This window comes from Pelagicoccus sp. SDUM812003, assembly GCF_031127815.1.
Classification (GTDB): Bacteria; Verrucomicrobiota; Verrucomicrobiia; order Opitutales; family Opitutaceae; genus Pelagicoccus.
Genome location: NZ_JARXHY010000003.1, coordinates 312,054 through 336,782, shown reverse-complemented (window position 1 = coordinate 336,782; position 24,729 = coordinate 312,054). Strand labels below are relative to the sequence as shown.

Below are 24,729 nucleotides of genomic sequence, written 5' to 3'. Positions count from 1 at the left end.
GATCGTATTTACTTTTCCCCTACTCCTTCACCAGCTTAGCGATTTGGCTCTGGCCTGCCATGATCAGCTTGGTCTTGTAGGGACGCACCAAGCGAATCTTGACGATCGCCACGCAGAGGATGCCAAACAGGTTGGAGGAATATGCCGCGAGCAAGTTCGCCTCCACCAGATGGATAACCTGCATGACCAAGGAAATACAGGTGCCCGCGATGCCGACATAAAGCCCGCTATCGAACAGGTTTTCCTCGTTTTCCATCAGCTTCAGCTTCACGAGAGGGTCGAGTTCGCGGCGTTCGATTTCCCTCACCTTGAGCAGGCAGATCAAAAAGACGAGCACCTGCAGAAGGAGGAAGAACGCTATCGAGAGTAGGGTTGCTGGTTCCATAGATATAGTAGGAGTGGTTTCGACGACTTGAAGTTCGCCATCCACGTTGGCGAGAACGGGCATGACAAACCGAAAGGAGTATCCCTCGAACGCTCCAGCGTTCGCGAGGTAGGGTTCGCTCAGTACGGCGAACACCAGCACGGAGGCCGAGGCGCCGAAGAAGCGTTGCGTGAAGGCGAGAGCGGGCGAGGCGCGTTCCTTGTAGAACTGGCCGAATCTGCTCAGGCCGAACAGGGCGATAAACGAGCCCACGAAGAAGCATCCGTATTTGATGGCCAACGACAGGCGCGGCTGCCGCAGACTGTATGGCGCCATGGCGTTCTGCAGGGTTTCCACATACGAGCCCGCCGATTCGAGCTTAGCCAGCTCGATGGGCAGTTGCTCGCGCAGGGCCAGACGGTAGCCACCCACGCCGGTCCCCAGCGCGAAGCGCAAACGCTCGAAGCCTTCGTCACCATAAGCTTCCAAATAGTCGAACAGTTCCGCCGGACGTTCGCTCGCGAGCGTCATCGCGAATACCAAGGCCTGGTTCTCCGAGCGGCGGTGCAGCAGATAGCGCAAGCGCTGTAGGTCCTGGCTGGAGCGCAGGCGCGAGGCGACCTCCGAGAATTGTCCCCAATCGAAAATCCGCATTAGAGACAAGCTATCAAGATAGACGTCCTCCAGAGCGCCGACATCGCCAGTCGCCTTGGCCTGCATCAACAAATCGCGCAGTTCCTGTCTAAACTCGCTGGAGAAATGGTCCCCTTGCGCCAGCAAGCCCAACCCCAGCAAAGTCACCTCCAATGGGCGTCCCGAAGAACTGGATACAGGAAACAAACGCTTGTAGGTGGTAAACGCTCCGCTCTCCAGCAAGGAGCCGACCAAGGGATTGCGGGAATTCTCCAACAGAGCCGCGACGGGCTGGCGGCAGGCTTCGGCTATCAATATGCCAAGCAAGCCCGGCTCGGAGGAATAAGCCTCCAAGGGCACCGCATCCAACGCCGCTTCGAGAAACGGGTCCCAAGCCCCCCAGCGAGCCAGCTGCGCGCTGGCCTCCAACTCCATCGTCACCTGCGAAAGCGTCAAAGCGGCCTTCTTGTCGCCTAAGGAGCTAGCCGCCTCCGCCAACGAGCGAGCTGCCGAGAAGTTTCCGTCCATAAACTGCTCGCGGGCGATATCCGCCAGGGAGCTCCCCTCCACCCCAGCCTGCCTGACCACGCCGAAAGGCACCGACTTGAAGCGCGACGGCACCATCCAGCCAAACGCGATGACTATGCAGCCGCAAATGACGAGCAGCCAGGCGCTTATCGGCATCGCTTTGACGGATTTATCTTGTTTAGACATGAAAACGGGCAGCGAAGAAAGGAATTGAACTAGAATTGGCGCAAGTGTTGGCTAGGTCAAAAACGAAGACCCATGGTTCTACAAATAGTTCAATACGGGGAAAAAGTCCTCCACCAAAGCGGCGAGCCCGTCACCTCCTTCGACGACGAGCTGGCCGAGCTATTCGAAGACATGGTCGACACCATGTACGAGGCGGAGGGTATCGGCCTAGCCGCCCAGCAGATCGGAAAGGCGCTGCAGTTCTGCGTCGTCGACCTGCAAGGAGCGGATCCGGATTTCGAATACACGCTGGACGGAGCGACGCCCCCGATGGAGCTCTTCATGCCCATGGGCCTATGCAACCCGAAGGTGACTCCCATCGAGTCGCCGGAAACCACCTACGAGGAGGGCTGCCTCTCCTTCCCCGACATCCGAGGCGATGTCGATCGCCCGGACTGGATCCGCTGCGAATACCAAGACATCGACGGAGCGCCCCACATCATCGAATGCAACGGTCTGCTGGGGCGATGCATCCAGCACGAAGTCGACCACCTCAATGGCATCCTTTTCACCGACCGTATGAAAAAGCGGGTGCTCAAAAAGATCCAACTGCCGATCAACCAGCTCAAGGCTCGCACCCAGCAGCGCCTCAAGCGCGAGTCGTAGCGCCACGCGCTCTCGCTGGACGCAAAGGAAAAGCCCCGCAGGGCCCTGCGGAGCTTCAGAGTAAAAGAAAACGTCTTTTGGCCCGAAACGGTCTAGAGCAAATCCGCCGCGAGTTCCGCAAGCAAGGAGCGCTCTCCCTTGGTCAGTTGCACATGGGCGGCGATCGCCTGGCCCTTCATGCGATTCGAGCAGTAGACCAGCCCGTTGCTGCGAGAATCCACATAGGGATTATCGATCTGGGCGGGATCGCCGATCAAGACGATCTTCGACCCCTCGGAGATTCGAGTGATCACCGTCTTCACCTCATGTGGCGTGAGCTGCTGAGCTTCGTCCAGGATGAAGAAACGACGTGAGATCGAGCGGCCGCGAATGAAGCAAAGAGCCTCGATTTCCACCAGGCCGCTTTCCAGCAGCTTCTCGTATGGCTTCGGAGCCTTGGCAGGGCCCGTCGCATCCTCCTTCTCCTTGCCCTTGCGACGCTGCCGCTTGTTCTCGAATTGAGGATCCTTGGGCTTGTTCGCCGGCACGAGCACCTCGAGGGCATCGTAATAGGGCTGCAACCAAGGATTCATCTTTTCTTCCAAGGTTCCCGGAAGGAACCCGATCTCCTTGCCCACACCGATGACGGGGCGAGAAATCGATACTCCATCATACTTGCAGTCGTGCGACGCCGTGGTCTGATAGATGGCGCACACCGTGGAAAGAAGGGTCTTACCGGTACCAGCCTTTCCATAGCATGTAATCAAAGACACGGAATCGTCCAGCAAGGCGTCCATGAAGAAACGCTGCTCTAGATTCCTCGGGCGGATGGGAACTCCGCCGGGCGCCTTGACATACTCCGGGAATATCAACTTTCTCAATACACCGTCACCATAATGGCGCGCGGGCATCGTCTTGCCCTCAACCGAGGCCAAAAGAACGTACTCGTTCACGAAAAGCTTCGAGCCCACTTCCTCCGCCAGCTCGAACTCCCCTTCGGAAGCGAATCTTTGTAACTCATATTTGGATACATCTATCCTTCGATAGGACTGATACTCCGGCTCCTCAGGAGCCTTGTCGTTGAGATAGTCCTCAGCCTCCAAGCCGACAGCTCGAGCTTTGAGCTGCACGTTCACATCTTTGGATACAAGAATGGTCGGGGGAGGAAGATTCTCCTGCACGAACAGGGCCGCGGCGATGATTCGATTGTCCTTCTTGTCGAAGTCCAGCACCGACCTCAACTGGGCCAGATTAGGCGGGAGCTCGAAAGAACCGCCTTGTAGGTATTTATTGATGACAACCGTCAGCGTGCCGCCCGTATCGAGCTTCACCCCCTCCGCCATGGAGCGCGAGTCAGGGAGAAGCTCCCTTAGCATCCTGTGCACGCGCCGGGCGTTTCGCCCTCGCTCAGAGGATTGCTCCATCTTGATAGAATCCAGTTCCTCCAAAACCTCGATGGGAATAACCAGATTGTTGTCGTCGAATTTATAAAGGCAGTGGGGGTCGTGAATGAGAACATTCGTATCCAAAACGTATGTCTTAACACGGCTGGCGACTTCGCCGTTCTGCTTTATTTTAGAAGAACCAGAAGGAATCTCCATGTAACGAATAAACTAATACACGGGACCGATTTGTCCACTAATAATTTAGTGAAGAGATTCTTTTACGCGCAGAATCTGTGACAAATCGATATCAGTAAAAGCGGTTCCGCAAGAAGGCCTCGACAATAGTCTATCGCCGATACCAAGCGCTTCAGGCGTGCGTATCCACTAGAGCATTTCGCATGCCGCGTTTCTAAAAGTCGCACGTAAACGATGAATGCCATTCATTTTTACGCGATCGTATCGCTTTCACCCAGCAACCCTAGCTCCTTTCCACTAGGAGCTCGGCGCCATACCATGAGAAGCCGCTTGCAGGAAGAAGCGAAACGCCACTGTCGCGGCGCTTTGCGCAAGCGCCTTCGAGTGCAGCGAAACGCCTGATCCTCGAGCTGCCGAGAGAGGAGCTCGCATGGGCTAGCGGATGCCGCCCAGAAAATAGGAAGCGTAGCTCTGCAAGCTCCGAGCCTCTACCGGGGCTTGGATGTCGATGAGCACCACTCGTTCGGTCGTGATGCCGCGCTTGGTTTCCAGCAGGACGAACTCGTGAAACCCAGGCCGCGAGGGCACGCCCTCCAAGGACAAGGACGTTTCGTCGAAAGCGATACCCTCGGGCAGCTCGCAAGGCTCCCCGAGGGCATTCGGACCACTCACATACTGGGCTCCGCGGGCCTGTTTCCCTCCTGCCAGATCGACATGAAACGGTTCGCCCACTGTGCCAAAAACCATCACGCAAGCGCTGCCGCAGTCGCTGTCAGCGAGCTCGACGGCAACGTCCTCCCCCTTCTCGTCGCAAGCGAGCGTCGCCCCTGCTGCTAGGAAACTGAAAATGGATAACGCGGCAAGGATTCGGGAGAGAGGGCGGCTTCGATTGATCATGGTATTGCTAACTCGCGGTTGAGGTTGATGACTTCCAGGCCGAAACAACGGCTATGGACTGTTGCATCGCCCCTTTCCGCTCGCTCTGAGCCTGTCTAGCGGATTACGCGTCGATCCCTCAAAACCGAGCCACACGGTGAGCCCAAACGCTCATCGCAGCCCTGAGCTGCCTATCCCGTCTCCCCTACCGAACGCTACGCAAGGCCGCAGTCGGCGTTATCCGTCGAAACCGTAGCGCTCGATCATTTCGCTGACGATCTCGCGCAGGCTCTGCCCTGCTTCGTTGTTTCCAGCAAATTCCGCGCAGCAACTGAGGTAACCTGCGATGACCTCGGGCTTCACGCTGCGGGAGTCTCGAATGAGCCTCGCCAGCACGACTTCGAAGGCGGCGAACCAATCCTCCACCGAAAAGGGCAGCTCGTCCACGCGCTGGAAAAACGCTTCCAGGGTCTGGTCCGGAGAGGAGCCCGCCCGCGCCGCGCCTTGCACGAGATGCTCCATGTGGCGGGGACTGCTGAAGAGAGCGAGCAGCCGCAGCGCGTTGGCCTCGGAAAGTCCGGCCGATACCGCCTTCTCCGCAGCACGCTCCCATGCCATTCTGGCGGAGCGGGCCGAGCCTACCTTGGCATCCAATGCTTTCGAGAATTCCGGATTAAGAGACGTCGAGCTCATCGGGCCTAAACCAAGGCGCCTCGCATCGCTCTGGCGATCCCAAAGCTACATGTGACGCGTCAAACGCAGCGAAAAATCTCGAGTATCGCCCTCGATCCGGAATCCGTCCGTCTTGAGGCGAATGCTGGAAACGCTCTCCGGCTTGAAGAATCTAGCCTCGGTTTCGGGCGCTTCCGCTTCCTGAACCGCCACTGTGCGCAGGTTGAGAACGCCTTGCTCACGACCGCTGGGCAAGGTCTCGAAATCGACCGAACCCACAAACATCTTGGAAACGGAACCTCCCTCCTCGCGGACCTGAAAGACTCCCTTCACCAGCGAGCCACGCTCCCGCGTCTCGGTGATCACAATGGTGACGCCCTGCGAGACCGCGGCATCCTCGCCCACGATGGCCAGACCGTCATAAAAGTTTCCGGGGGAAAGGGCCATCATCACGCGCTCGCGCCGTTTGTCGTTCTCTCGCTGCAGCGAGGCCAGTTTTTCCTCATAGCTGCCCTTCAAGGAGTCGATGCTGGCCACGAACTGGCTCGAGGATTCCTGGTACTTCGCCAACAGGCGCCTGAACTGGTCCGAATCCACGTCGTAGGCATGATCTCCGTAGGCATAGGCCGGCTTGCCCTGCGGCCACTCGAGCTCCTTCTTGTGGCCCTTCACCTTGATGCCCGCCAGCTCCCAATCCGACTTCTCGGAATCGCGCGTCAGGCTGTAGGTGATGCGCAGCGGCAGCACTTCGTTTCGCGACGCTGACATGCGATAGAGCGCCCGCCAAGGCTTCTCGGGGAAGTTTCCGATCTGCTCGGGAAAATTCTGCTGGGCATAGGTCAGAGCGTTCAGGAGCTCCTCCTCATCGTAGCCCTGCTTGCCGTCGATCTCCGACTCATGCACCGGCAAGTATAGGTTTTCGCGAAGCTGCGCTCCCACCAGGGCATGCAGGCGAATTTCATTGTGGGCGACGCGGCGGATTTCACTGTCCACCCACTGCATGCGATAGAGACCGTTTTCGTCGAATTCCTCCAAAGCGTGGCTTCCGATGCTCTTGATCTGCTGGATCAACGCCGATCCATCGAGGTCGCGACCGTCGAGGTATTCGGTGATCTCCTGCTTCCAAGAGGTCAGCAACCAGGCGGCGCCGATCAGGACCAGACCCGCGGCGACCGTCAAAGAGTGAGTTAGGCGCCAAAGCAAACTTGGCTTGGGCATTTCGATAACCTTCTCCACCACCTTGGTCGGCGCCTTTTCGCCAGCGTCGCTCGCCAGAGCGTCCAGCTCGCCAGCGTCCTCGCTCGCCGAAAGGGCGTCTTCCAAAGCTCCGTCATCATCGAAATCGTCGATCGAAATCTCCGAGTCGAACGGATCCGCAATCTCGTCGCCATCCGCTTGGATAGTCTGTCCGGTGACTTTCGCTAGGATCGCCTCCGGATCCTCGTCGTCCTCGATCATTTCCGATCCCGACTCTTCCGAGTCGGCGATCTCGTCCTCGTCCAACGGATCGTCATCGATGATTTCCACCGGAGCCGGAGGCGGCGGGGGCAAATCGCCTGCTCGGTCGGCGACGTCGCCAGACTTCTTTTCCTCCTGCTGCTCCGACTCGCCCTCCGATGCGGACTCCATCAAGCTAGACGGATCCGGCATGGCGACCAGTCCTTCTTCATCATCCTCGATGATGCCATCCTCAGCTTCAGGAGCGTCGGAAATGTCTTCGGAGCCTTCGGGGGCGGCCTCGGCCATGAGATCCTGCGGCGACGGCATGGCAGTGATCTCCTCCTCGTCGTCCAAGTCGTCCAAAAGCTCGTTCGCTCCATCGATCGGCTTGTCGCCATTGAGCAAGCTGCCTGCCCGTTTGAGCAAATCCTCGGCCGTCGGCATGGCTACCGCCTTCGCCTCCTCCTCGTCATCGTCCTCGATGGTCTCTTCCGGCTCGTCCTCGTCGGAATCTCCGGATGCCTCAGACATCAAATCCAGGGGCGATGGCATAGCGGCGATTTCTTCCTCGTCGTCATCCAGCGTCTCCTCTTCGTCGTCGTCGTCCAAAATCTCCAGGCCGGGAGCAGCTGGATCCGAGGGAGCCTCGTCGGCAACCTCATCAGTCAGTTCCTGGTCGTCGGGCAGAGCGATCTCCTCCTCGTCGTCATCCTGCTCCGCCTCATCGAGCGCTTCCGAAGCCCCCTCCGGCTCTGCCGAAGACTCATCCTCAGCTTCCTCAAAAGCGGCCGCGATATCCGAAAGATCCTCCTCTTCGGCGTCTAAATCCTCAGACAGCTCGGTATCGAGCTCTTCCCCTTGGTCACTCGTTTCCTCTTCATCCGATTCCAACTGGGCATCCTGGGAAACCGTCTCCGTATTCCCCTCTTGCTCCGCGTCGGAAACCGTCTCCTCAGAAGCGGCGGCAGCGCTTTCATCGACCATCTCCTCCGGAGTCGAGTCTTCTTCAGCCTCATCCTCAAAGATCGCTTCGATATCCGACAAATCGGCATCCTCGTCCTCTTCCTCGCCAAATCCATCTTCCACCGCGGCATCGGCAACGCTGTCCTGCTCGATTTCCTCCTCCGCTTCTAGCTGGTCCGCTTGCTCGGTTTCCTCCTGCTCGACAGGCGCCGACCCATCGTCGGAAACCGCATCTGGATTCTCGATATCCTCCTCCTCGAAAATCGCTTCGATATCCGACAAATCGGCATCCTCGTCCTCTTCAGCTTCTGCCGAAGGATTCTCGGATTGCGGGTCATCGGGCGTTTCAGAAGCGGGTGTTTCCTCCGCGATCTCCTCGAGTTCGGAGGCGACGCTCTCCTCTTCATCCAACGCGTTGGTCTGCTCGACGGCTTCAGGAGCCTCGTCCTCACCCGCTGCCGCGTTCTCCAGCTCGACCGGTTCCTCGTCGGCTTCTTCGAAAAGGGCTTCCACGCTGTCGGACAGATCCTGCTCCGTCTCCGCTGCTTCGGCCTCGAATTCCGCGCTCCGTGAATCGCTGAGTTCGGAGGCCACAGCCTCAGTTTGATCTACCTGAAATTCCTCGTCTTTGACGCTCGCATCGGCTTCGGACTCCTGCTCCAGCGGGCCCTCTGACGGGGTTTCGGCAACAGGCTCGGTTCCTTCGGAAACCGGTTCCTCCGCTGACGTGTCATTTTCCTGCTCGTTGGCAGGCGCTTCCGGCTCGGCCTGATAGAAAACCCGTTCGCGGCCTTCCGCCGGAGCCCGTTCTGAGTTCGGCTGCCCGCGATCGGGCGAGTCGGCCTGAGATCCCGAAGGCTGAGCGGTCTCTTCCGGAACCTGCTCTTCGCGGGGCTCCTTCTCGGACGTCTGCTCGACAGGAGGCTCCTCAGCCTGCACCGGATCAGCTGGAATCTCCATGTCAGGGGATGGCGGGGGCGACGCCGCGGCGCCAGTCGCGCCTTTGGTTTCAGTAGCGCGGCGCGGCGAAACGGGTTCGCTCTCCGCCGCCTGCGATTCGACGGGTTCAGGCGCGGGAGCGGACGAAGGAGTCACCTGCGACGAGGCCTGCGGGGCCTTCGGACCGCTTAGTTCCGGATCAGCTGGAATCTCGAGGTCAGGGGAAACGGGTCGCGGCGGCTCGACGTCCGCCTTCGCTTCCGCAGGGGGCGACGATTGGGAAGTCTCCGACGGCGCGGGCGGCTCGCTGGCTGCGATCGACCGAGGGTCCGGGGAAGGCGTATCCGCAAGGGGCTTCGACTGCTCGACCTCGACGGGCGGTGGAGCTTGAGGCTTTTTCGCTCTGGACGGGGCTTCGGCGTTCGGATCGACCGAGCGCTGCAGGGAATCGTCGGGATCGTCCAACTTAAAGATGTCAGGCGTTTCGGACGCTCGCGAGTCGCCATCGCCCTCCTGCTCGTCCATGTCGATCACGCCACCTGCTTCGAAAGCCTCGACCTGCTCCATCAAGTCATCCAGTACGTCATCGAAACTGACCGCCTCCTCGTCTTCGAACATTTCGGAAAAAACGTCCGCACCCAAGTCATCGGGTCCAAGATCTCTCATGGAACGTTCCGGCGGCTCCTTTGGCATCTTCTCGACCGCCCCAACCGATTCATCCTCGGTCTGGGAATTGGCGACCGTTTCGGACGATGTCGGCCTGTCTGCCGGATCCCGAGAGGAATCCGCTCCGTCGTCGCTCGCGGATGGTTCCGATGGGGAAAACGCATCAGGCAAGGAATCGATATCAAATCCCGACAGCTCGTCGTCCGATGGATCATCTTCGCTCGAATCCTCCCTAAGCGACTTGTCTTCAGAGACTTCGCTCGAATAGTCGGGTTCGTTCGATTCGCTCTCATCGGACACATCTCCCCCTTGCTCGGGAGTCGGGGCGTCTTCGCCCTCGACTTCCAAGTCCGTAGGATCGAACTCGAAGTCTGGAGATTCCGATTGAGTCATTTGAATTTATTCCGGAAAAGCGGACTGCAAACTGCGTGGGTTCCGCAATTCTAGTATCGGCTTCGGAACAGGCGCATTTAAGATTTTTGTTTGGCGGCGATAGCCGTTTGACGCTTCTTAAGCATTTGAAATGAGCAACTTATCGAACGAAGATTTCCAAATTAAACTCGCCTTCCTCGAGCGACACCTCGAGGAGCAGGACAAGACCATCTACGCGATGCGCGGCGAGATCGATAAGCTGCAGCGCAAGATCGTGCACCTGGAGAACCGCTTGGAGGAATCGAACCGCTCCGACTCCGACGAATTCTCCGCAGACGAGCGCCCGCCTCACTATTGATCCGCGCCCCGACCTCCCCTTCGCCGGATGAAGCTGTCCTTCATTATTCCCGTCTACAACCATCTCGACCTGACGCAGGAGTGTCTGCGGACCCTGCGGGAAACGGTGGGGCAGCAGGACTACGAGATCGCGCTGGTCAACGACGGCTGCGACGAAGCCACCACCCAAGGCCTAAGAGATTTGAGGGACGACCGGACCACCGTGCTGGAAAACGCCGGCAACCAAGGCTTCGCCCACTCCAACAATGTCGGCGCCATGCACGCCAGCGGGGAACTGCTGTTTCTGGTCAACAACGACCTCGTCTTCCAAGCGGGCTGGCTGGAGCCCATGCTGGAAGCGTTCTCGCGCCACAAGAAGGTCGGCATGGTGGGAAACGTGCAACGCAGCGTGGCCACCGGCGAGATCGACCATGCTGGAACCTTCGTTTCCCCCAAAGGCACCATCAGCCATCGTCGCGAGGAAAACCGCGGATTCTTTCGGGTCCCCGCCTACTCGCGCTCGCCAATCGTCACCGGAGCCTGCTGCGCCATTCCGCGCGACCTCTACCTGCGCCTCGGCGGCTTCGACGAAGCGTTTGTGAACGGGGGCGAGGATGTCGACCTCTGCCTCCGACTGGCCAAGCTCGGCTACAAGGTTCTGGTCGCGAATCGCAGCGTGGTGCTGCACCATGTGAGCGCCACCCGGCGCGATCCGAATGCAAACGACGAGTGGAACAGCCGCTTGCTGCAGAAGCGATGGAGCGACCAGCTCGCCAGCCTCGCAGCCTCCTCCTGGCCGGACCGCTACCTCGCCGAGGCTCGACAGGTCCCGCACCCCCGAGCTCTCGACGCCAAACTGCTGCGCGATGCCCTGAGCCGATTTCTCATGCTGAAAAAAGGCCCCGCCCCCGCCGGCCTCTACAACGCCTACTGCGAACAAGAGCGAAACGAGCGCCACTGGAAATCCATCCTCGACGGATGGAACGACGAACAAATAAAAAACGAAGAACGCAACACCCACGCCACTCCCTTGAAAGATCGATACGAATTCAGCGGCCTCTACACCGACTCCACCTCAGTCGCCGGAGCGTGGATACGCGAGACAGCCACCCTGACCATTCCGCGAGGAGCGCTCGTCTCTTCCATCACCCTCAAAGGGCAGCTCCACGAAGCCAACCCTATCATGAAGGAAGAAGCGGGCAGGCTCGGCATCGCCATCAAAGTCAACGACGCCGCCATCAGCTCAAAGTTTCCAGTGGACGAGGGAGCGTTTTCCTTGGAATTCGACAACATCCCAGCCCGCGCCCAGGACAATACGCAGATTCAGATCAAGCTTCTCGGCGTAGAGCGAAGCAACACCTACGCCTACTTGGGACGCAAGCTTTCCAGCGTATCCATCATTCCACGACCCGTAAGGAAACACCTTTCGAAATTCCGAGCCCAGCGCCTGAATAAGCGTTTCGCCATCCACAGTATCCACATCAATGGCGAGGACGTTTTCAACTTCGCCAAAGACGGAGCGAATCCACTCAATACCGAGTACGTGCTGCGCCACGCTCATCTGGGCGTCAACATCGTCGGCTGGTTCAAGGCTGAACTAGGCATCGGGGAATCTGCACGCCTGGCCGCCAAAGCCGCCAAGGAAAGCGGACTGCCCTACTCGCTGGTAAACCTCAAGGTCAACTGCCTGGCTTCGCAAGGCGACCAGACCTACGCGGACGAGCTAAGCGACAAGAACCCGCATCCGGTAAACATCTTCCACCTCGACGCCCCGCAAAGCCCGGATATCGATCACTATCACGGGAAGTCCTTTCGCCGGGACAGATATAACATCGCCTACTGGGCGTGGGAGCTGCCGGATTTCCCAGACCATTGGACCAAGCACTTCCAGTATTTCGACGAAGTCTGGACGCCTTCCAACTTCGTGCGTGAGGCCGTCGCTATGAAAGCGCCGATTCCAGTGCTGACCGTCCCCCATTGTATCCACTTTACCATACCAGATCGGGACTACCGACAGGAGCTTGGCCTGCCCAAGGACAAGTTTCTCTACACCTTCGCTTATGATTTGAACAGCTATCAGGAGCGCAAGAACCCACGTGCAGCTATCGAAGCCTTCAAAGCGGCGTTCTGTGGCACGGATCGTTTGAACGACGCCGCCTTGGTCATCAAGATCCACTCCAAAGGCAACAATCAGGAGTCCTACCAGGAGCTGCTTGAGCTACTCAAGGACGTGCCCAATTACTACCTGATCGATCGCACGCTCTCGCGCGAAATGACCTACGGATTGATGAAAGCCTGCGACGCCTACATCTCGCTGCATCGGTCCGAAGGCTTCGGCCTGACCGTGGCGGAAAGCATGTATCTGGAGAGACCGGTGATTTCGACCAACTGGTCCGCCACCGCGGAATTCGTCACCGAATCGAACGGCTGTCCGGTCGACTACAAGCTCATCCCGCTGGAAAAGAGCCACGGTCCTTACAAAGGGGGACAGATCTGGGCGGATCCGGACCCGCTGGACGCGGCGAAACATATGCGACGCCTGATCGATGATTCCGACTACGCGGCGAAGCTGGGCAAGCAGGCGAAAAAGGACATCACCGGGCTTTGCTCGCCGACCCGTGTGGCCGACCTGTATCGACGGCGCCTGCGCTCGATCGCCCTTTGGTAATGCTTAGGAGTCCGATCCGACGAATCCGTATTTGCTAATCACGTACAAGGCCCGAACCCCGTCGCGAGCCCCGATCTTCTTCCCTTCATCAAAGGTTCGTCGATTGTATTCGATGGGGATCTCCTGAAAACGCAGTCCCTTGGCCGCCGCCTTCGCCGTCAGCTCCGGTTCAACGCCAAAACGATCTTCGGTGAGTTCGATGCTCTGCAGGATCTCGCGAGGAAACATCTTGTAGCACGTTTCCATGTCGGTGAGTTTCAACCCCGTATAAAAATTTGAATACGCCGTCAGACCTCGATTCACCACTCGGTGCCAGAAGGGGCTGATCTGGCGGATGTTCGGGTTGAGAAAACGGGATCCGTAGACCACGTCCACCGCGCCCGTCTTCAAAATCTCCAGCATGCGCAGCAAGTCCTTCGGATCGTATTCCAAATCGGCGTCCTGAAAGACCACATAGTCTCCGGTAGCGGCCTTGATCCCGGTACGAAGCGCCGCGCCTTTGCCCCGGTTTTTCACGTGCTCCACCACCAGATCGATCTCGTCACCCAACGGTCCCTGCAGGAGCTCGCGGGTGCCATCGGTCGAAAAGTCGTCCACCACTACGATCTGGATATCGGGCAACTTCGCCGATCTCACGGAGTCGATCACGGTCGATAGCGTCGACACTTCGTTGAAAACTGGAATGATGATAGATAACTGGGGCATGCGATACGTGGTTTACTCTGGGGATGGCGCCCACCAACCTAGAAGAACCTTTGACTAGCGGCCAAACGCTCCTTGTCCACCCATTTCCCGATTCGGGCAGGTTACAACATGGCGAATTACGGTGGACATCCCCCTTCGGTCAGCTAACCAAAGAGGCTTCGCAGCAACGGCCGCGTTTCACAAAACTCTCGCAGTCCCTTGAACATTCTCTTCGTCAACTACAGCCACCTCCGGTCGAACAGCATGGTGCACATCGTCCCGTTCGCCAACGAGCTCTGTATCCACGGACATGCCAGCTCCGTGGTGACCGAAGCGGGCCCCGAAGAGCAAGGCGTGGACCGATCCAGCTTTCTCTTCGCTCACTACAATTACGAGCAGCTGCTGGATGGAGCCGAGCTTTTCCCCAACGCCAAGCCCGCCGACATCGTTCACGCCTGGACGCCCCGAGAGAACGTTCGCCGCGTGGTCCAAGTTTACCAAAGCCGGTTCCCCTCAGCTCGACTCATCATTCACCTTGAGGACAATGAGGTCTCGATTCTAGAGAGCGCTTACCAAAGAGACCTTGCCACACTCCAGCAACTGAGCTTGGACGAACCGAATCGCCCATGGAATCAGCGACTTTGCCATCCGATCGAATTCCTTAACTTTCTTTCGTCCGCTGATGGTGTTTCAGTGCTCGTTCCCTCTCTAGCCGATCTGGTGCCGGTGCCGAAACCCATGCAATGGATTTCTCCTATTCTCAAGCTTCCACCGCTGGGAAAACCGGAAGACGCATCGTTCGTCAAGAAACGGCTGGGACTGGATCAAACGAGCAAAGTCATCGTGTATCCAGGGGGAATTACATCGAGCAATCGCGCTGACATTCGCGATCTCTACCTCGCCGTCAGACTGCTGAACCAGGAGGGAATTCCCACACGTATCATAAAAGCGGGCACAAGCTGTTCTGACTTCGAAAAGAGTTTCGCCTTTCCGCTCGAGGAAATCTGCACTGACATCGGAACGATCAATATCGAAAAGGTGCCAGAGCTCCTCGCGATCGCGGACGTATTGATCCAGCCCGGACAGAACAATCAGTTCAACCGGGACCGGTTCCCGTGCAAGATACCAGACTTCCTGGCGTCCGGTCGTCCGTGCATCCTTCCAAGAATCTACCAGCTGGACAACGATCCCAGCGAGCCGTACTGCCTCTTTCTCGACCGAAGCGATCCTCGCGAAATCGCCGATCAGGCTAAACGGATCTTCGAGGATCCCGAACTGGCCCGCTCCCTCGGCGAAAACGCTAGGTCCTATGTCGCCGACCGCTTCGATCGCGCGAAGAACTATCAGCAATTGTTGGACTTCTACCAACGGATCCTCAATGCCCCTTCCCGAGACCGCAAAGGAGTCGCCTACCGGCAGGAGAATTTCAAAGCCGAGCTGCAGGAGCTGCGCCTTCAACGAGAGCGCCTCGAGTCGCGGCTTGCGGGCGCAAGCGATGAACTGAGAGACGCGAATCACGCCATTCGAAGGCTGGAGGCAAAGGTGGACGAGCTTTGCCAATCCCTGGCGAACCAGAGCGAGCGCGTACAGAGAATCAAATCCACCGCCTCCTGGAAACTCACCTCGCCGCTACGATCGCTCAGACGGGCTTTCGTGGATCCCTTTCGCAAGGCCAACTCCATCACTGCATCTCCGCGGAGCGAGCCGAGCCCGAGCGCTTCAGCAACAAGCGACCAGCGAAAACTTCCTCCTGAAGGCCACCCGTCGTATCACAAGGAGTACTACAAATTCGTGCAAAGCCATCAGGAGGCGATCGCCAGCTATCTCGCCAACTTCGACCGAAGCGCCGACGGCCCGCTCATCTCCATCTTGCTGCCCGTCTACAATGTAGCGGAAAAATGGTTACGTCGCTGCATCGACTCCGTCTTGGAACAGGCCTACCCGAATTGGGAACTTTGCATCGCCGACGACTGTTCCGACGCTCCCCACGTACGATCCGTTATCGAGCAGTACCAGCGGACCGACCAACGGATCCGTTGCATCTTTCGCGAAAGCAACGGACACATTTCACAAGCCACGAATTCGGCGTTCACCTTGTCCAGCGGCGACTACATCGCTCTGCTCGATCACGACGACGAGCTGGCTCCGCACGCCTTGGCTCGACTGGTCGAGGCGATCAGAGAAGTTCCCGCTGCCAAGCTCATCTATTCCGACGAGGACAAGATCGACGAAAACGGCCTACGCCACGGGCCTCACTTCAAATGCGACTGGAATTACGAACTGTTCCTAGGCTGCAACATGATCAGCCACCTTGGCGTCTATCGACGCGACGTTTTCGAAGCCGTAGGCGGGTTCCGGGTCGGATACGAGGGAGCTCAGGATTGGGACCTCGCTCTGAGAGTGATCGAGAAAATCGACCCTTCGGAAATCCTCCATATTCCCGACATCCTATATCATTGGCGAAACATCGAAGGCTCCACCGCTCACGACCTGGATCACAAGGACTACGCGAACGCGGCCCAGAAGAGAGCGATCGAGTCCCACCTCGAACGCGTCGGAGTCGCCGCGAACCTAGAGAGCGTGGATGGCTTCGACTGGAAAGTTAACTACCCGATTCCCAAGCCCGCTCCATCCGTATCGATCATCATCCCCACGCGCGATCGGAAGGAGCTCCTCGAAAGTTGTATCCAATCGATCATACAAAAGACCGATTATCCGAACTACGAAATCTTAATCGCGGACAATGAAAGCCGAGATCCGGAAACACTCGACTACCTCAAGGATCTCGTGCAGCTCAGCAATGTCCGAGTCGTCGCCGTGGACGGCGCCTTCAATTTTTCTCGCATCAACAATCGGACGATCGAGACCTGCCAAAGCGACTACGTTTGCCTGCTCAACAATGACATCGAAGTCATTTCCGAAAACTGGCTAAGCGAGATGATGAGCCACGCTTGCCGAAATGAAATCGGCGTAGTCGGGGCCAAGCTCTTGTATCCACATGATCATGTACAGCATGGCGGAGTGATCATGGGCATCGGCGGAGTCGCCGCTCACGCCTTCAAATATCTCCATCGCGACGACGACGGCCATATCCACCGAGCTCATCTCGTAAGCGGCTATTCCGCCGTGACCGGAGCATGTATGGTCTTCTCCAAGGATCTTTGGCGAAGCCTGGGCGGTTTCGACGAAGTCAACCTACCTATCTCCTACAACGACGTCGACTTTTGCCTGCGCACGGGAGCGATCGGGAAACGCGTCATCGCCACCCCATTCGCCTTGCTCTACCACAAAGAATCCGAATCGCGAGGCGACCCAACTGCCGACGCGAAGGATAAAAGTCAGTTCGAAAACGAAATCGCCTACATGCGCCAAAAGTGGTCCGCGGTGATCACTCGCGACCCCTACTACAATCCAAACCTCACCAGAGACCGCGAAGACTTTAGCTATATCTCGAGTCCATCTCTCTATGGAACCCACTGAGCACCTCATCAACAAGGGCATCGTGCGCAACGAGACCCCGCTTCCCTCCGGTCCGCGAACCTTGATCGTCCTAGGCGTAGGCAGAGGCGGCACCTCGCTTTGCTCCAAAGCCATCAACGCCCTGGGGATATTCACCGGAAAGGACAGCCGACCTCCCATTTACGAGGACATCCCGCTAAGCAAAGCCCTGGAGGATCACGACTTCGAATCTGCCCGGTCATTGATAAACGAATACAACAACCTGCACGATCTTTGGGCATTCAAGCGTCCGACCACCAACGACACCATCGAGGAGCTTCATCGCTTAACACGAAATCCCATCTACCTCGTGGTCTTTCGAGACATCCTCGCTATCGCCAATCGCAACGCGCTATCCATGGGCGTCGACACGCTCAAAACCATGCAAAGCGCCCTGAGCGACTACCAAAAGATTTTGGCCTTCCTGACCAAGCACAGCCCGCCTGCTCTTTTCGTTTCCTATGAAAAAGCGTTGAGGGAAAAGGAAGCCTTTGTCGACCAGCTGGTCGCGTTTTCCGGAATCGCAGCGTCTTGCAGCGCGGAGATGCGAAGCGCCGCCATCGAATCGATAAGCCCCAGTCCCAAGGACTATCTGGTGAATACAAGCGCCGTGAACTACTACGGCTATCTAGACCTCGCAAATGAACGCGAATTCGCGGGCTGGGCCGCCTTCCAGAAGACCGACTCTCCGGTCGAACTGCAACTGCTGATCAACGATCAGCCCATCTGCGCCTTCACCCCTCGCTCCCTCCGAGAAGATATCAGGTCGAAGGGACTGCACCCCACCGGGGAATGCGGGTTTCATCAACCCTACCCAGACAAGGCCACGCTGAAACGCGGGGATAGGGTTTCGGTGAGATTCGCCGCCACGGGAATCGAGCTTCGGAACAGTCCTCGAACGATCCAATAGGAGCAAGTGAGCCAAACGCGACAGCCCTTCGTCATCGTCACCGGAATGGAGCACTCCGGAACCACCTTTTTGGCAAACCTGCTAAAGGAGAATGCTCCCTGCTTGAATAGCGGTTTCGAATGCGGCATCCTTCTTTCCGAAGAATCACCACGCAACTTTCACCGCGTGAAACCGTTTTACGAATGGCTCTGCATGCCTTTGGAGAGCGGCCAATGGGGACTGACGAGCGAGCAAAGAGAGTGGGCGTGCGACACCGACTCCTGGAGCGAATTCTATCTACGACTTTCCCAATGCAGTCCCGCAATCAAGAGCGGACAACAAATCCTGGATAAAACCCCAGCCTACTGCTACGCGCTTGAGTCGATTATGGCAAAAGCGCCTGGTTGCCCGGTTTTTCTGATCCACAAGGATCCCAAACTGCTGTACCTCTCCTACAAGAAGCGCCAAGTCCCGCTGGACCGATTCATCGCTCGCTACCGTCGCTACGTATCCTCGGTTAGAAGCGCCCTTGCGAATGGCAGTGGCGACATTCACATGGTGTCTCATAAAAACCTCTGCGAGAATCCCAGCGACAGCATAAAAACCATACTGTCGACCCTGCAGCTGGAGTTGCCTGAGCAGATCAACGTTAGACTGAGCAGCTACCACCTTCCCCCGTTGTCGCCAACATACAACTACACCCATGAGGAAGAGACTGCGAACCGGAAGCTGGACGAGCGGGAAACGCAGGCGCTCTTCGAGCTGAAAGAGGAATCCACCTTCGCCAAGGGACTTTGATCGCGCCGCAACGAGATGCTTTTCAACACGCCGCTCTACCTTTTCGTTTTCCTCCCGATTTGCTTCTTCGGGTTCGTTCTAGCGAAGCGTCATCCCCAAAGGACTTTTGCCCTTTCCTGGCTCCTGCTCGCCTCCCTCGTTTTCTACGCCTACTGGAACCCGCCCTACCTCGCCCTTCTGGTCGGAACGATTCTTTTCAATTTCGCCGCAGCGAAATACTTCATAGCTGGAAATTTTGGACCGCGATCCAGAAAGGCCGCGCTTTGCCTCGGCATCATAGCCAACCTGCTCCCGCTGTTCTTCTACAAGTACGTCGACTTCGCTTTGCAAATCGTATCGAGCCAAGCTTCGCCAAGCTTTTCCTTAGCATCGGCCGTGCTCCCACTGGCGATCAGCTTTTTCACCTTTCAGCAAATCGCGTATTTGATAGACACCTACAAAAGCGGATCCGCGGAAGAAAGTCTCCTGCACTACGCGCTGTTCGTCAGTTTCTTTCCTCAGCTGATAGCGGGTCCCATCGTCCACCATTCGGAAATTTCTCCTCAGCTTCGAGGCTTCGCAAAGGCTAGGATCACTCTTCATTCAGTGAGCCATGGGATGGCCTTGATCGGCATCGGACTATTCAAGAAATCGGTATTGGCAGACTCCCTTTCGCTCGTCGTCGATAGTGGATACAACAATGCTTTAAGCCTCAGCGCCACAGACGCCTGGATCTGCGCCATTGGTTTCACCTTTCAAATCTATTACGACTTTTCTGGATACACGGACATCGCCCGCGGAAGCGCCAGGCTTTTCAATATCGATCTCCCAATCAATTTCGATTCTCCCTATAAATCGCTATCGATTTCGAAATTCTGGAAGCATTGGCACATCACTCTATCTCGGTGGTTCTTCAAGTACCTCTACATCCCGCTGGGAGGAAACCGAAACGGATTCTCGCGAGCTTCGATAAACATCCTCATCGTCTTCGCTTTGAGCGGACTTTGGCATGGAGCGGGTTGGACGTTCATTATATGGGGCGTCGCCCACGGCTTGGCAGTCCTTGTAAACAAAGCATGGGAAAAGGCGAAAACGCCTCTACCCGGCCTTCTAGCATGGCCACTGACATTCGGATTTCTCTGTCTGACTTGGGTCTTCTTCCGCTCGCCCGACGTCGCCACAGCTCTAACGATGATCGCAAAAATGATCGGTCTGGAGGATTCCGGCTCTTCCGTTTCCTTCCACAGCGAACTCGCTTCCCAATCCGTCTATTTCCTCTACCATTCCAATTTCATCACCAATACGACCGAGCTCATTCCTCTCGAAGCTTTCTTCGCCGTCGCCGCGCTGACCTTTCTGCTTCCAAGCTCGCACTCGCTCGGAGCGAAACTTGCCTACCTAGATCGTCGCTCTCCCAGCGTCTTTCTTTCAGCTGCGGTCGTCATTGGACTGACGCTCGGAATCGCGATCACCTTCATGCTAGCGAACAAAGGAAGCAGCTTTATCTATTTCAACTTCTGAGCCCTTGAAACGTCCTCTCACCTTTATCTGCGTCCTCGCCCTCTCCACCGGAGTCGGACTTTCGCTCCTACCGGCGATCAACCTAGGGATCGATCGTTGGGGAACGCTGAAGAGGGATTACACCACCGCCTACGATATCGAGACGCCTCATCCAAGAGTGAACGCCGCCTTCCTCAGAGTCGCGCATCTGATCGAAAACAAGGAGGACTACGATAGCGTCATCTTCGGCTCCTCGAGGGTGTTCCATGGCTTTGGCACCAATTCCCTCAACGAGAAACTCGGAGGCAAGTGGTATAAGCTCACCTACCCTGGCGGCGCTCCTTACGAGCACTTGCACAATCTCAAGGCGCTGCTTGCCAATGGGGTTCAGATAAAGCGCGTCCTCGTCGGTATCGACGACGCGGATATCTATCGTTTCCGAAACGACGAGGCGCTATACAATTTCCACCCCTACCCCCTGTCTACCACTGACTGGATACGGTTCTACCAATTCTATCTTTTCAAACCGGTCACCTTCGACGAGCTCTCCATCTTACGAGGCGAGGTAGAGCGCAAGAAATACGACTGGATCATAAAGCGGTTCTTCAATCAAGGGGTCGAGCTGCCTGCCTCCGCTTCGCAGGAGAGCTGGCAGAAACGCCTTCGCCAGCTACCGCCCCATGGGCTGCACCTACTTCATCAGATACCGCGAATCGATTTTGCCGTGTCGGCTTTGAAAGAGATGCGCGAACTCTGTCGCAGCGAAGGAATCGAGTTCGACGCGTTCGTATCTCCTCGGTATTTGAAAACCTACTACGCTAGGGATCGACGCATCGTAGAATCATTCAAACAAGCCCTTGCCGAAGAGATGCCATACCACGATTTCACCGCGTTCAACAACTACACGACCGCTTGGAACTACTGGTACGATACCAGCCACTTCACTGCGGAAGTCGGCGAGGCGATTCTAACATCTCTTTCGAGCGAGCATTCGCAAAGCGATGGATTCGGGGTCCGAGTTTCGAAAACGACCATAGACCAGCACTTGAAAACGCTGCGACAGGAAGCCTCCAAACACTTTCTGGCAACCTGGACTAACGACCGGAGCGCCCAGCTCAATCCTTCCTACTCAACCAGCGTGGAGCTACGCATCGAATCGGACGGATTGGAAACGACAATCTCCGCTCCCAACCATATCCAAAGCAGTACCCCTCGAACGAGCCCCGCCTTGTTGAAAGTCGAACTCTTCAGCCCCATCGCGCAACGCCTCGAAGCGAATGAAAGCGGCTCCACCTATGAGATCGAGATCGATGAAGGCGAGATCACCATCTACCTTGAAAGCGGCTCAGCTCTTCGATCGACCTTGTCCATCCAAGGAGAGAGACAACCCGTTAAGGTCAACTCCGCTTCCCTTATTCGCTTTGTCGACTGATTCGCAAATGAGCCGCTAGCGGCAAGCCGGCATTCGCCCCTCCCCAAGACCTCACACTCTAGCCTCAGACGAGGCTTAGTCACTCCAGCTGGACCTCTTAGATGCCACCAGCCGAAACACGATTACACAAAAGAACGCCCGCTCCAAGCGGAGCGGGCGTTCTGTTTAAAAGAGTTTCTTAGGAAGCGAACTAGTCCATCTCGATCTCCCAAAGGGCGATCTGAGCGAAGCCATCCGGTCGGCTCGTTCCATCGTCTTCAGCGAAAACGCGGAACAGGTAGTTTCCAGGCTCCAGCGTGAGCAAGGCCGCAGCGTCCAGACTCATGTGGGTGGTATCGAAGTTCTTGGCTTCGAGAACCGCCGTCAAACGATCCATATCCGTTTCCACTGCCAGCAATCCGTTGTCCGGATCTGCCACTCCGTCCTGAACATCCCACTGGTCGTTGTAGAGAATGATCGGGTTGCCAGGGACCGCGGTTCTCTGAACACGCAGTTGAGGGTTCTGGAGCACGAAGTTCGCGTTAGCGCCACGTCCGTCTCGCAGGTATGGGCCCGCCGCGACAACGAGCACTTCCTTGGGAACGGTTCCCGTGATGATCACACCACCGTTGAAGATACCGTCTTCTTCGAGGTACCCACGAGTGGATAGGTTCACGATGCGATTGTCATGAATGGGAGCTTCGTACTCGCCATCGAACAGTCCCACCGCGATGAATCCACTGTCATCGAGCGAGGTCGCTCTGAACAGAACCGGTGTGTTGACGGGTACATCTTCCAAAATAGCCGAGTCGCGAGAAACGTAGTTGTTATCCGGATCGTCCTGGAAGAAGACGGGAGCTCCCACAGCGCCCATGGTAGCGAGGATCGCTTCCGCGTCGGGGTCAACTTGACCAGCGTTCTCCGGATCTTGCATCCAGTTGTCATTGTAAGCGATGATGTCGCCTCCAAATTCATACTCGAGGAAGGTATCCGACACCCAGGTGGTACGGTCGTTCTTCTCATTGTTGTACGGACCGAATCCCAGCGCCATGATGCGCTTGGTAGGATCGTTGCCCTGAAGCTGAGCGCCAACGTTGAGGAGCTCGTAAGCACGGATCCCGTCATCGTTGTTCACGGAGGCACGGGAAGAGATGTTAGCGAAAATGGAGCGTTCGGAGGTGATTACCGGCAGCTCGTCCTGCAGAGCGACGGCGAAGGCTCCTACGGAATAGAGACGATAATCGTATTCGCGACCCGGCTTCACGTCGGTGTCCTCGTAGCTGGTGGTACCAGCAGAGGCGAAACCGATCGTTTCCCAGGCGCCATCGCCTTTCTTACGCTGAACGATGTATCCACCCGTCGTTCCGGTGGAGGTCCAGGTCAAAGTGCTTTTGCCACCCCCATTGACCACATCGACGCTTGGCACCGATGGTGCCGTCGTCGACGGCGGATTGCTCACCGCGTAGGAGGTCACGCCAACATCCGCTGGAAGCGACGCGAGGGAGGAGAACTTGGTCGCCGCAGTGGTGAACATCGCCAAGCGGTGCATGATCTCTCCGTCCGAGGGCAGTTCCCAGCCATCGCCGCTAGTCAAACCAGCCGCATCCGAAAACACGCCATAGGCCGTGTCCGCAGTAGGCGTCATGTTGTCCTTGCTCAGATCGGGGAACCAGAAAAGAGCGAGGTCGCTGCCTTCAGTCCAGCCAGCTTGCCACTCAACGAGGTCCGACGCCAAGGAAATGTAGGCATCGCCCACGCCTTCCTCCGCCAAGTCCCAGTAGGTAACGATCTCATCGTTGCCGTTCACCAGACTGCCTGCGCTGGGAAGAGAGAATCCATCGCTCCCGGTATCTACCACCAGAACGAGCAAGCCTTCATCGCTTATCAACGTCGAACCATCGCTTTCCGCGATCGCGTCAACGTAAAGATTGAATGAGACGGCTCCGAACGCGGAGCTGGCAAGAAGCCCTGTGCCGATTGTAAGTGCTGCTAAAGTTTTCATGAGTCGAGGCTCCAGTTGTTTGTCCAGTAGTTAACGCCATCTTCGCCGGCCTTCTTTCGAATGACCACGCCCTGGCCTGCCTTGATGACGGTATCGCTCACTGGCGTTCCATCGCCTCCGGCGAGGTACCACTCGTTGTTGTACAAAAAGTACTGGTCAGCGGTCTTGTTCTTGCCGCTCTCGGTGTAGGAGTAAACCAGCAGCAGGTCCCCTCGATCAACTTCCGCCAAACTGGTGGAAGCCGTGAAGGCGCCGCCAGCGGAGAGACCGAACTCGGCCAGAGTCAATCCGAGCGGACGAGAGACGCTGACGTAGTTGTCGACGACGTCCGAAGAGGAGGACTCGATCGGAATGGCGATTGGGGAGGTGACCACTTCGCCGAAGAAGTACGTGCGAATGTCGTCCATGCTGTTGTTGCGCACCATGACCGACGCCCCTGGGGCAATCACGTCATCGTTCGAGTTGGCGCCGTTCGCTTCGAGATCCAGCTTTTCGCCGACCGCTCGCCACGCGCCTTGGTAGAAGTAATAGAGACTTGCCACGTCGAAGCCGCCGCCAACCTTCACCTCCTCGGGCACCAGCAACTGAACCTGAGGACCGCTCGCCTCGAAGACGGCGTTGGAGCCGATCCCGTTGGGGAACGCTTCGCCAAGCGTCCAATGCTCGCGAACCGTGATGATGGCCTGGTCGAGGCCGCTCAGGTTCTCCGAGGTATCCAGGGTGATCTTCTGGTCGGTGTTGGATACGATATCGAAGTGACGCCCCTCGAGACTACCGTCTTCCACGAGCACATAGTGCGTCGCTTGGCCACCGACGGCATCGAAGTCGCCAGAAGAAAGGATCGAAACCCCGTCTCCGACATCGAGCTCGGCGCCAGAAACGCTGTGAACGCGGCCCCCATAGCTCGATGATTGCTTGAAAGGAAATGAGACGACCACGTCGGAATCAGCGGGGATATCCAACGCAATAGCTCCGACGATCTGAGAATAGACTTCTTCCGCCTGAAGTTGCGGACCCGCGAACGGGGCAGAGGCAAGAGCCAAGGTCGCCAAGCGTTTTAAGTATGAAGGCACCTTTATGTTCATGATTTTCTAATGAGTGGGGAGATAATACGAAACGTT

At 57.2% G+C, this 24,729-nt stretch carries 16 protein-coding genes; 8 read left to right on the top strand and 8 right to left on the bottom strand.

The genetic code is table 11. The features are described 5' to 3' along the window. Positions 1–19: 19 nt before the first annotated feature. Positions 20–1,711, bottom strand: a complete 1,692-nt coding sequence (locus QEH54_RS05800) for a hypothetical protein (RefSeq protein ID WP_309017698.1) — start codon at positions 1,709–1,711, stop codon at positions 20–22. A 72-nt stretch (positions 1,712–1,783) separates the two neighbouring features. Between QEH54_RS05800 and def the strand changes: the two genes are divergently transcribed. Next, positions 1,784–2,356 carry a peptide deformylase gene (gene def, locus QEH54_RS05795; RefSeq protein WP_309017697.1) on the top strand — a complete coding sequence of 191 codons (573 nt, stop codon included), beginning with the start codon at positions 1,784–1,786 and terminating at the stop codon, positions 2,354–2,356. Between the two features lie 92 nt (positions 2,357–2,448). Here the strand turns inward: def and QEH54_RS05790 are convergent, their stop codons facing one another. The 4 genes from QEH54_RS05790 to QEH54_RS05775 form a co-directional block, all read right to left on the bottom strand. Further along, positions 2,449–3,936, bottom strand: a complete 1,488-nt coding sequence (locus QEH54_RS05790; RefSeq protein ID WP_309017696.1) for a PhoH family protein — start codon at positions 3,934–3,936, stop codon at positions 2,449–2,451. A 414-nt stretch (positions 3,937–4,350) separates the two neighbouring features. Continuing rightward, the gene (locus tag QEH54_RS05785) at positions 4,351–4,812 is read right to left on the bottom strand and encodes a hypothetical protein (protein ID WP_309017695.1); all 462 of its coding nucleotides are present in this window, start codon (positions 4,810–4,812) and stop codon (positions 4,351–4,353) included. Between the two features lie 216 nt (positions 4,813–5,028). Continuing rightward, positions 5,029–5,484: a hypothetical protein gene (locus tag QEH54_RS05780; RefSeq protein WP_309017694.1), complete on the bottom strand. Its 456-nt coding sequence runs from the start codon at positions 5,482–5,484 to the stop codon at positions 5,029–5,031. A 45-nt stretch (positions 5,485–5,529) separates the two neighbouring features. Further along, a complete protein-coding gene (locus QEH54_RS05775; protein ID WP_309017693.1) occupies positions 5,530–9,864 on the bottom strand; it encodes a hypothetical protein in 4,335 nt (1,444 codons plus the stop codon). 130 nt (positions 9,865–9,994) lie between these two features. Here QEH54_RS05775 and QEH54_RS05770 point away from each other — a divergent pair, with 130 nt between their 5' ends. Together QEH54_RS05770 and QEH54_RS05765 are read left to right on the top strand one after the other, a co-directional pair. Next, a complete protein-coding gene (locus QEH54_RS05770; protein WP_309017692.1) occupies positions 9,995–10,201 on the top strand; it encodes a SlyX family protein in 207 nt (68 codons plus the stop codon). A gap of 27 nt (positions 10,202–10,228) precedes the next feature. Then, positions 10,229–12,847, top strand: coding sequence for a glycosyltransferase (locus QEH54_RS05765; RefSeq protein ID WP_309017691.1), 2,619 nt, complete (start codon positions 10,229–10,231; stop codon positions 12,845–12,847). A gap of 3 nt (positions 12,848–12,850) precedes the next feature. On the opposite strand, the gene QEH54_RS05760 is transcribed toward QEH54_RS05765, so the two are convergent. Beyond that, positions 12,851–13,552: a glycosyltransferase family 2 protein gene (locus QEH54_RS05760; protein ID WP_309017690.1), complete on the bottom strand. Its 702-nt coding sequence runs from the start codon at positions 13,550–13,552 to the stop codon at positions 12,851–12,853. Between the two features lie 198 nt (positions 13,553–13,750). On the opposite strand from QEH54_RS05760, the gene QEH54_RS05755 reads away from it, so the two are divergent. Genes QEH54_RS05755 through QEH54_RS05735 form a run of 5 tightly spaced genes read left to right on the top strand, consistent with a single transcriptional unit; the run spans position 13,751 to position 21,627 of the window. Beyond that, a complete protein-coding gene (locus QEH54_RS05755; RefSeq protein WP_309017689.1) occupies positions 13,751–17,011 on the top strand; it encodes a glycosyltransferase in 3,261 nt (1,086 codons plus the stop codon). Further along, on the top strand, positions 16,998–17,939 hold the full coding sequence (locus QEH54_RS05750; protein WP_309017688.1) for a hypothetical protein: 942 nt from the start codon (positions 16,998–17,000) through the stop codon (positions 17,937–17,939). The genes QEH54_RS05755 and QEH54_RS05750 overlap by 14 nt, the downstream gene beginning before the upstream one ends. 6 nt (positions 17,940–17,945) lie before the next feature. Beyond that, positions 17,946–18,716 (top strand): sulfotransferase, encoded by a 771-nt coding sequence (locus tag QEH54_RS05745; protein WP_309017687.1) that lies wholly within the window; start codon positions 17,946–17,948, stop codon positions 18,714–18,716. Positions 18,717–18,731: 15 nt separating this feature from the next. Then, positions 18,732–20,216, top strand: coding sequence for an MBOAT family O-acyltransferase (locus QEH54_RS05740; protein ID WP_309017686.1), 1,485 nt, complete (start codon positions 18,732–18,734; stop codon positions 20,214–20,216). A 4-nt stretch (positions 20,217–20,220) separates the two neighbouring features. Next, positions 20,221–21,627: a hypothetical protein gene (locus QEH54_RS05735; protein ID WP_309017685.1), complete on the top strand. Its 1,407-nt coding sequence runs from the start codon at positions 20,221–20,223 to the stop codon at positions 21,625–21,627. A 190-nt stretch (positions 21,628–21,817) separates the two neighbouring features. Here QEH54_RS05735 and QEH54_RS05730 read toward each other — a convergent pair whose 3' ends face one another. After that, the gene (locus tag QEH54_RS05730; protein ID WP_309017684.1) at positions 21,818–23,608 is read right to left on the bottom strand and encodes a fibronectin type III domain-containing protein; all 1,791 of its coding nucleotides are present in this window, start codon (positions 23,606–23,608) and stop codon (positions 21,818–21,820) included. Next, positions 23,605–24,693, bottom strand: a complete 1,089-nt coding sequence (locus QEH54_RS05725; protein WP_309017683.1) for a TIGR02597 family protein — start codon at positions 24,691–24,693, stop codon at positions 23,605–23,607. Before QEH54_RS05725 ends, QEH54_RS05730 begins: the two co-directional genes overlap by 4 nt. Positions 24,694–24,729: the final 36 nt, after the last annotated feature.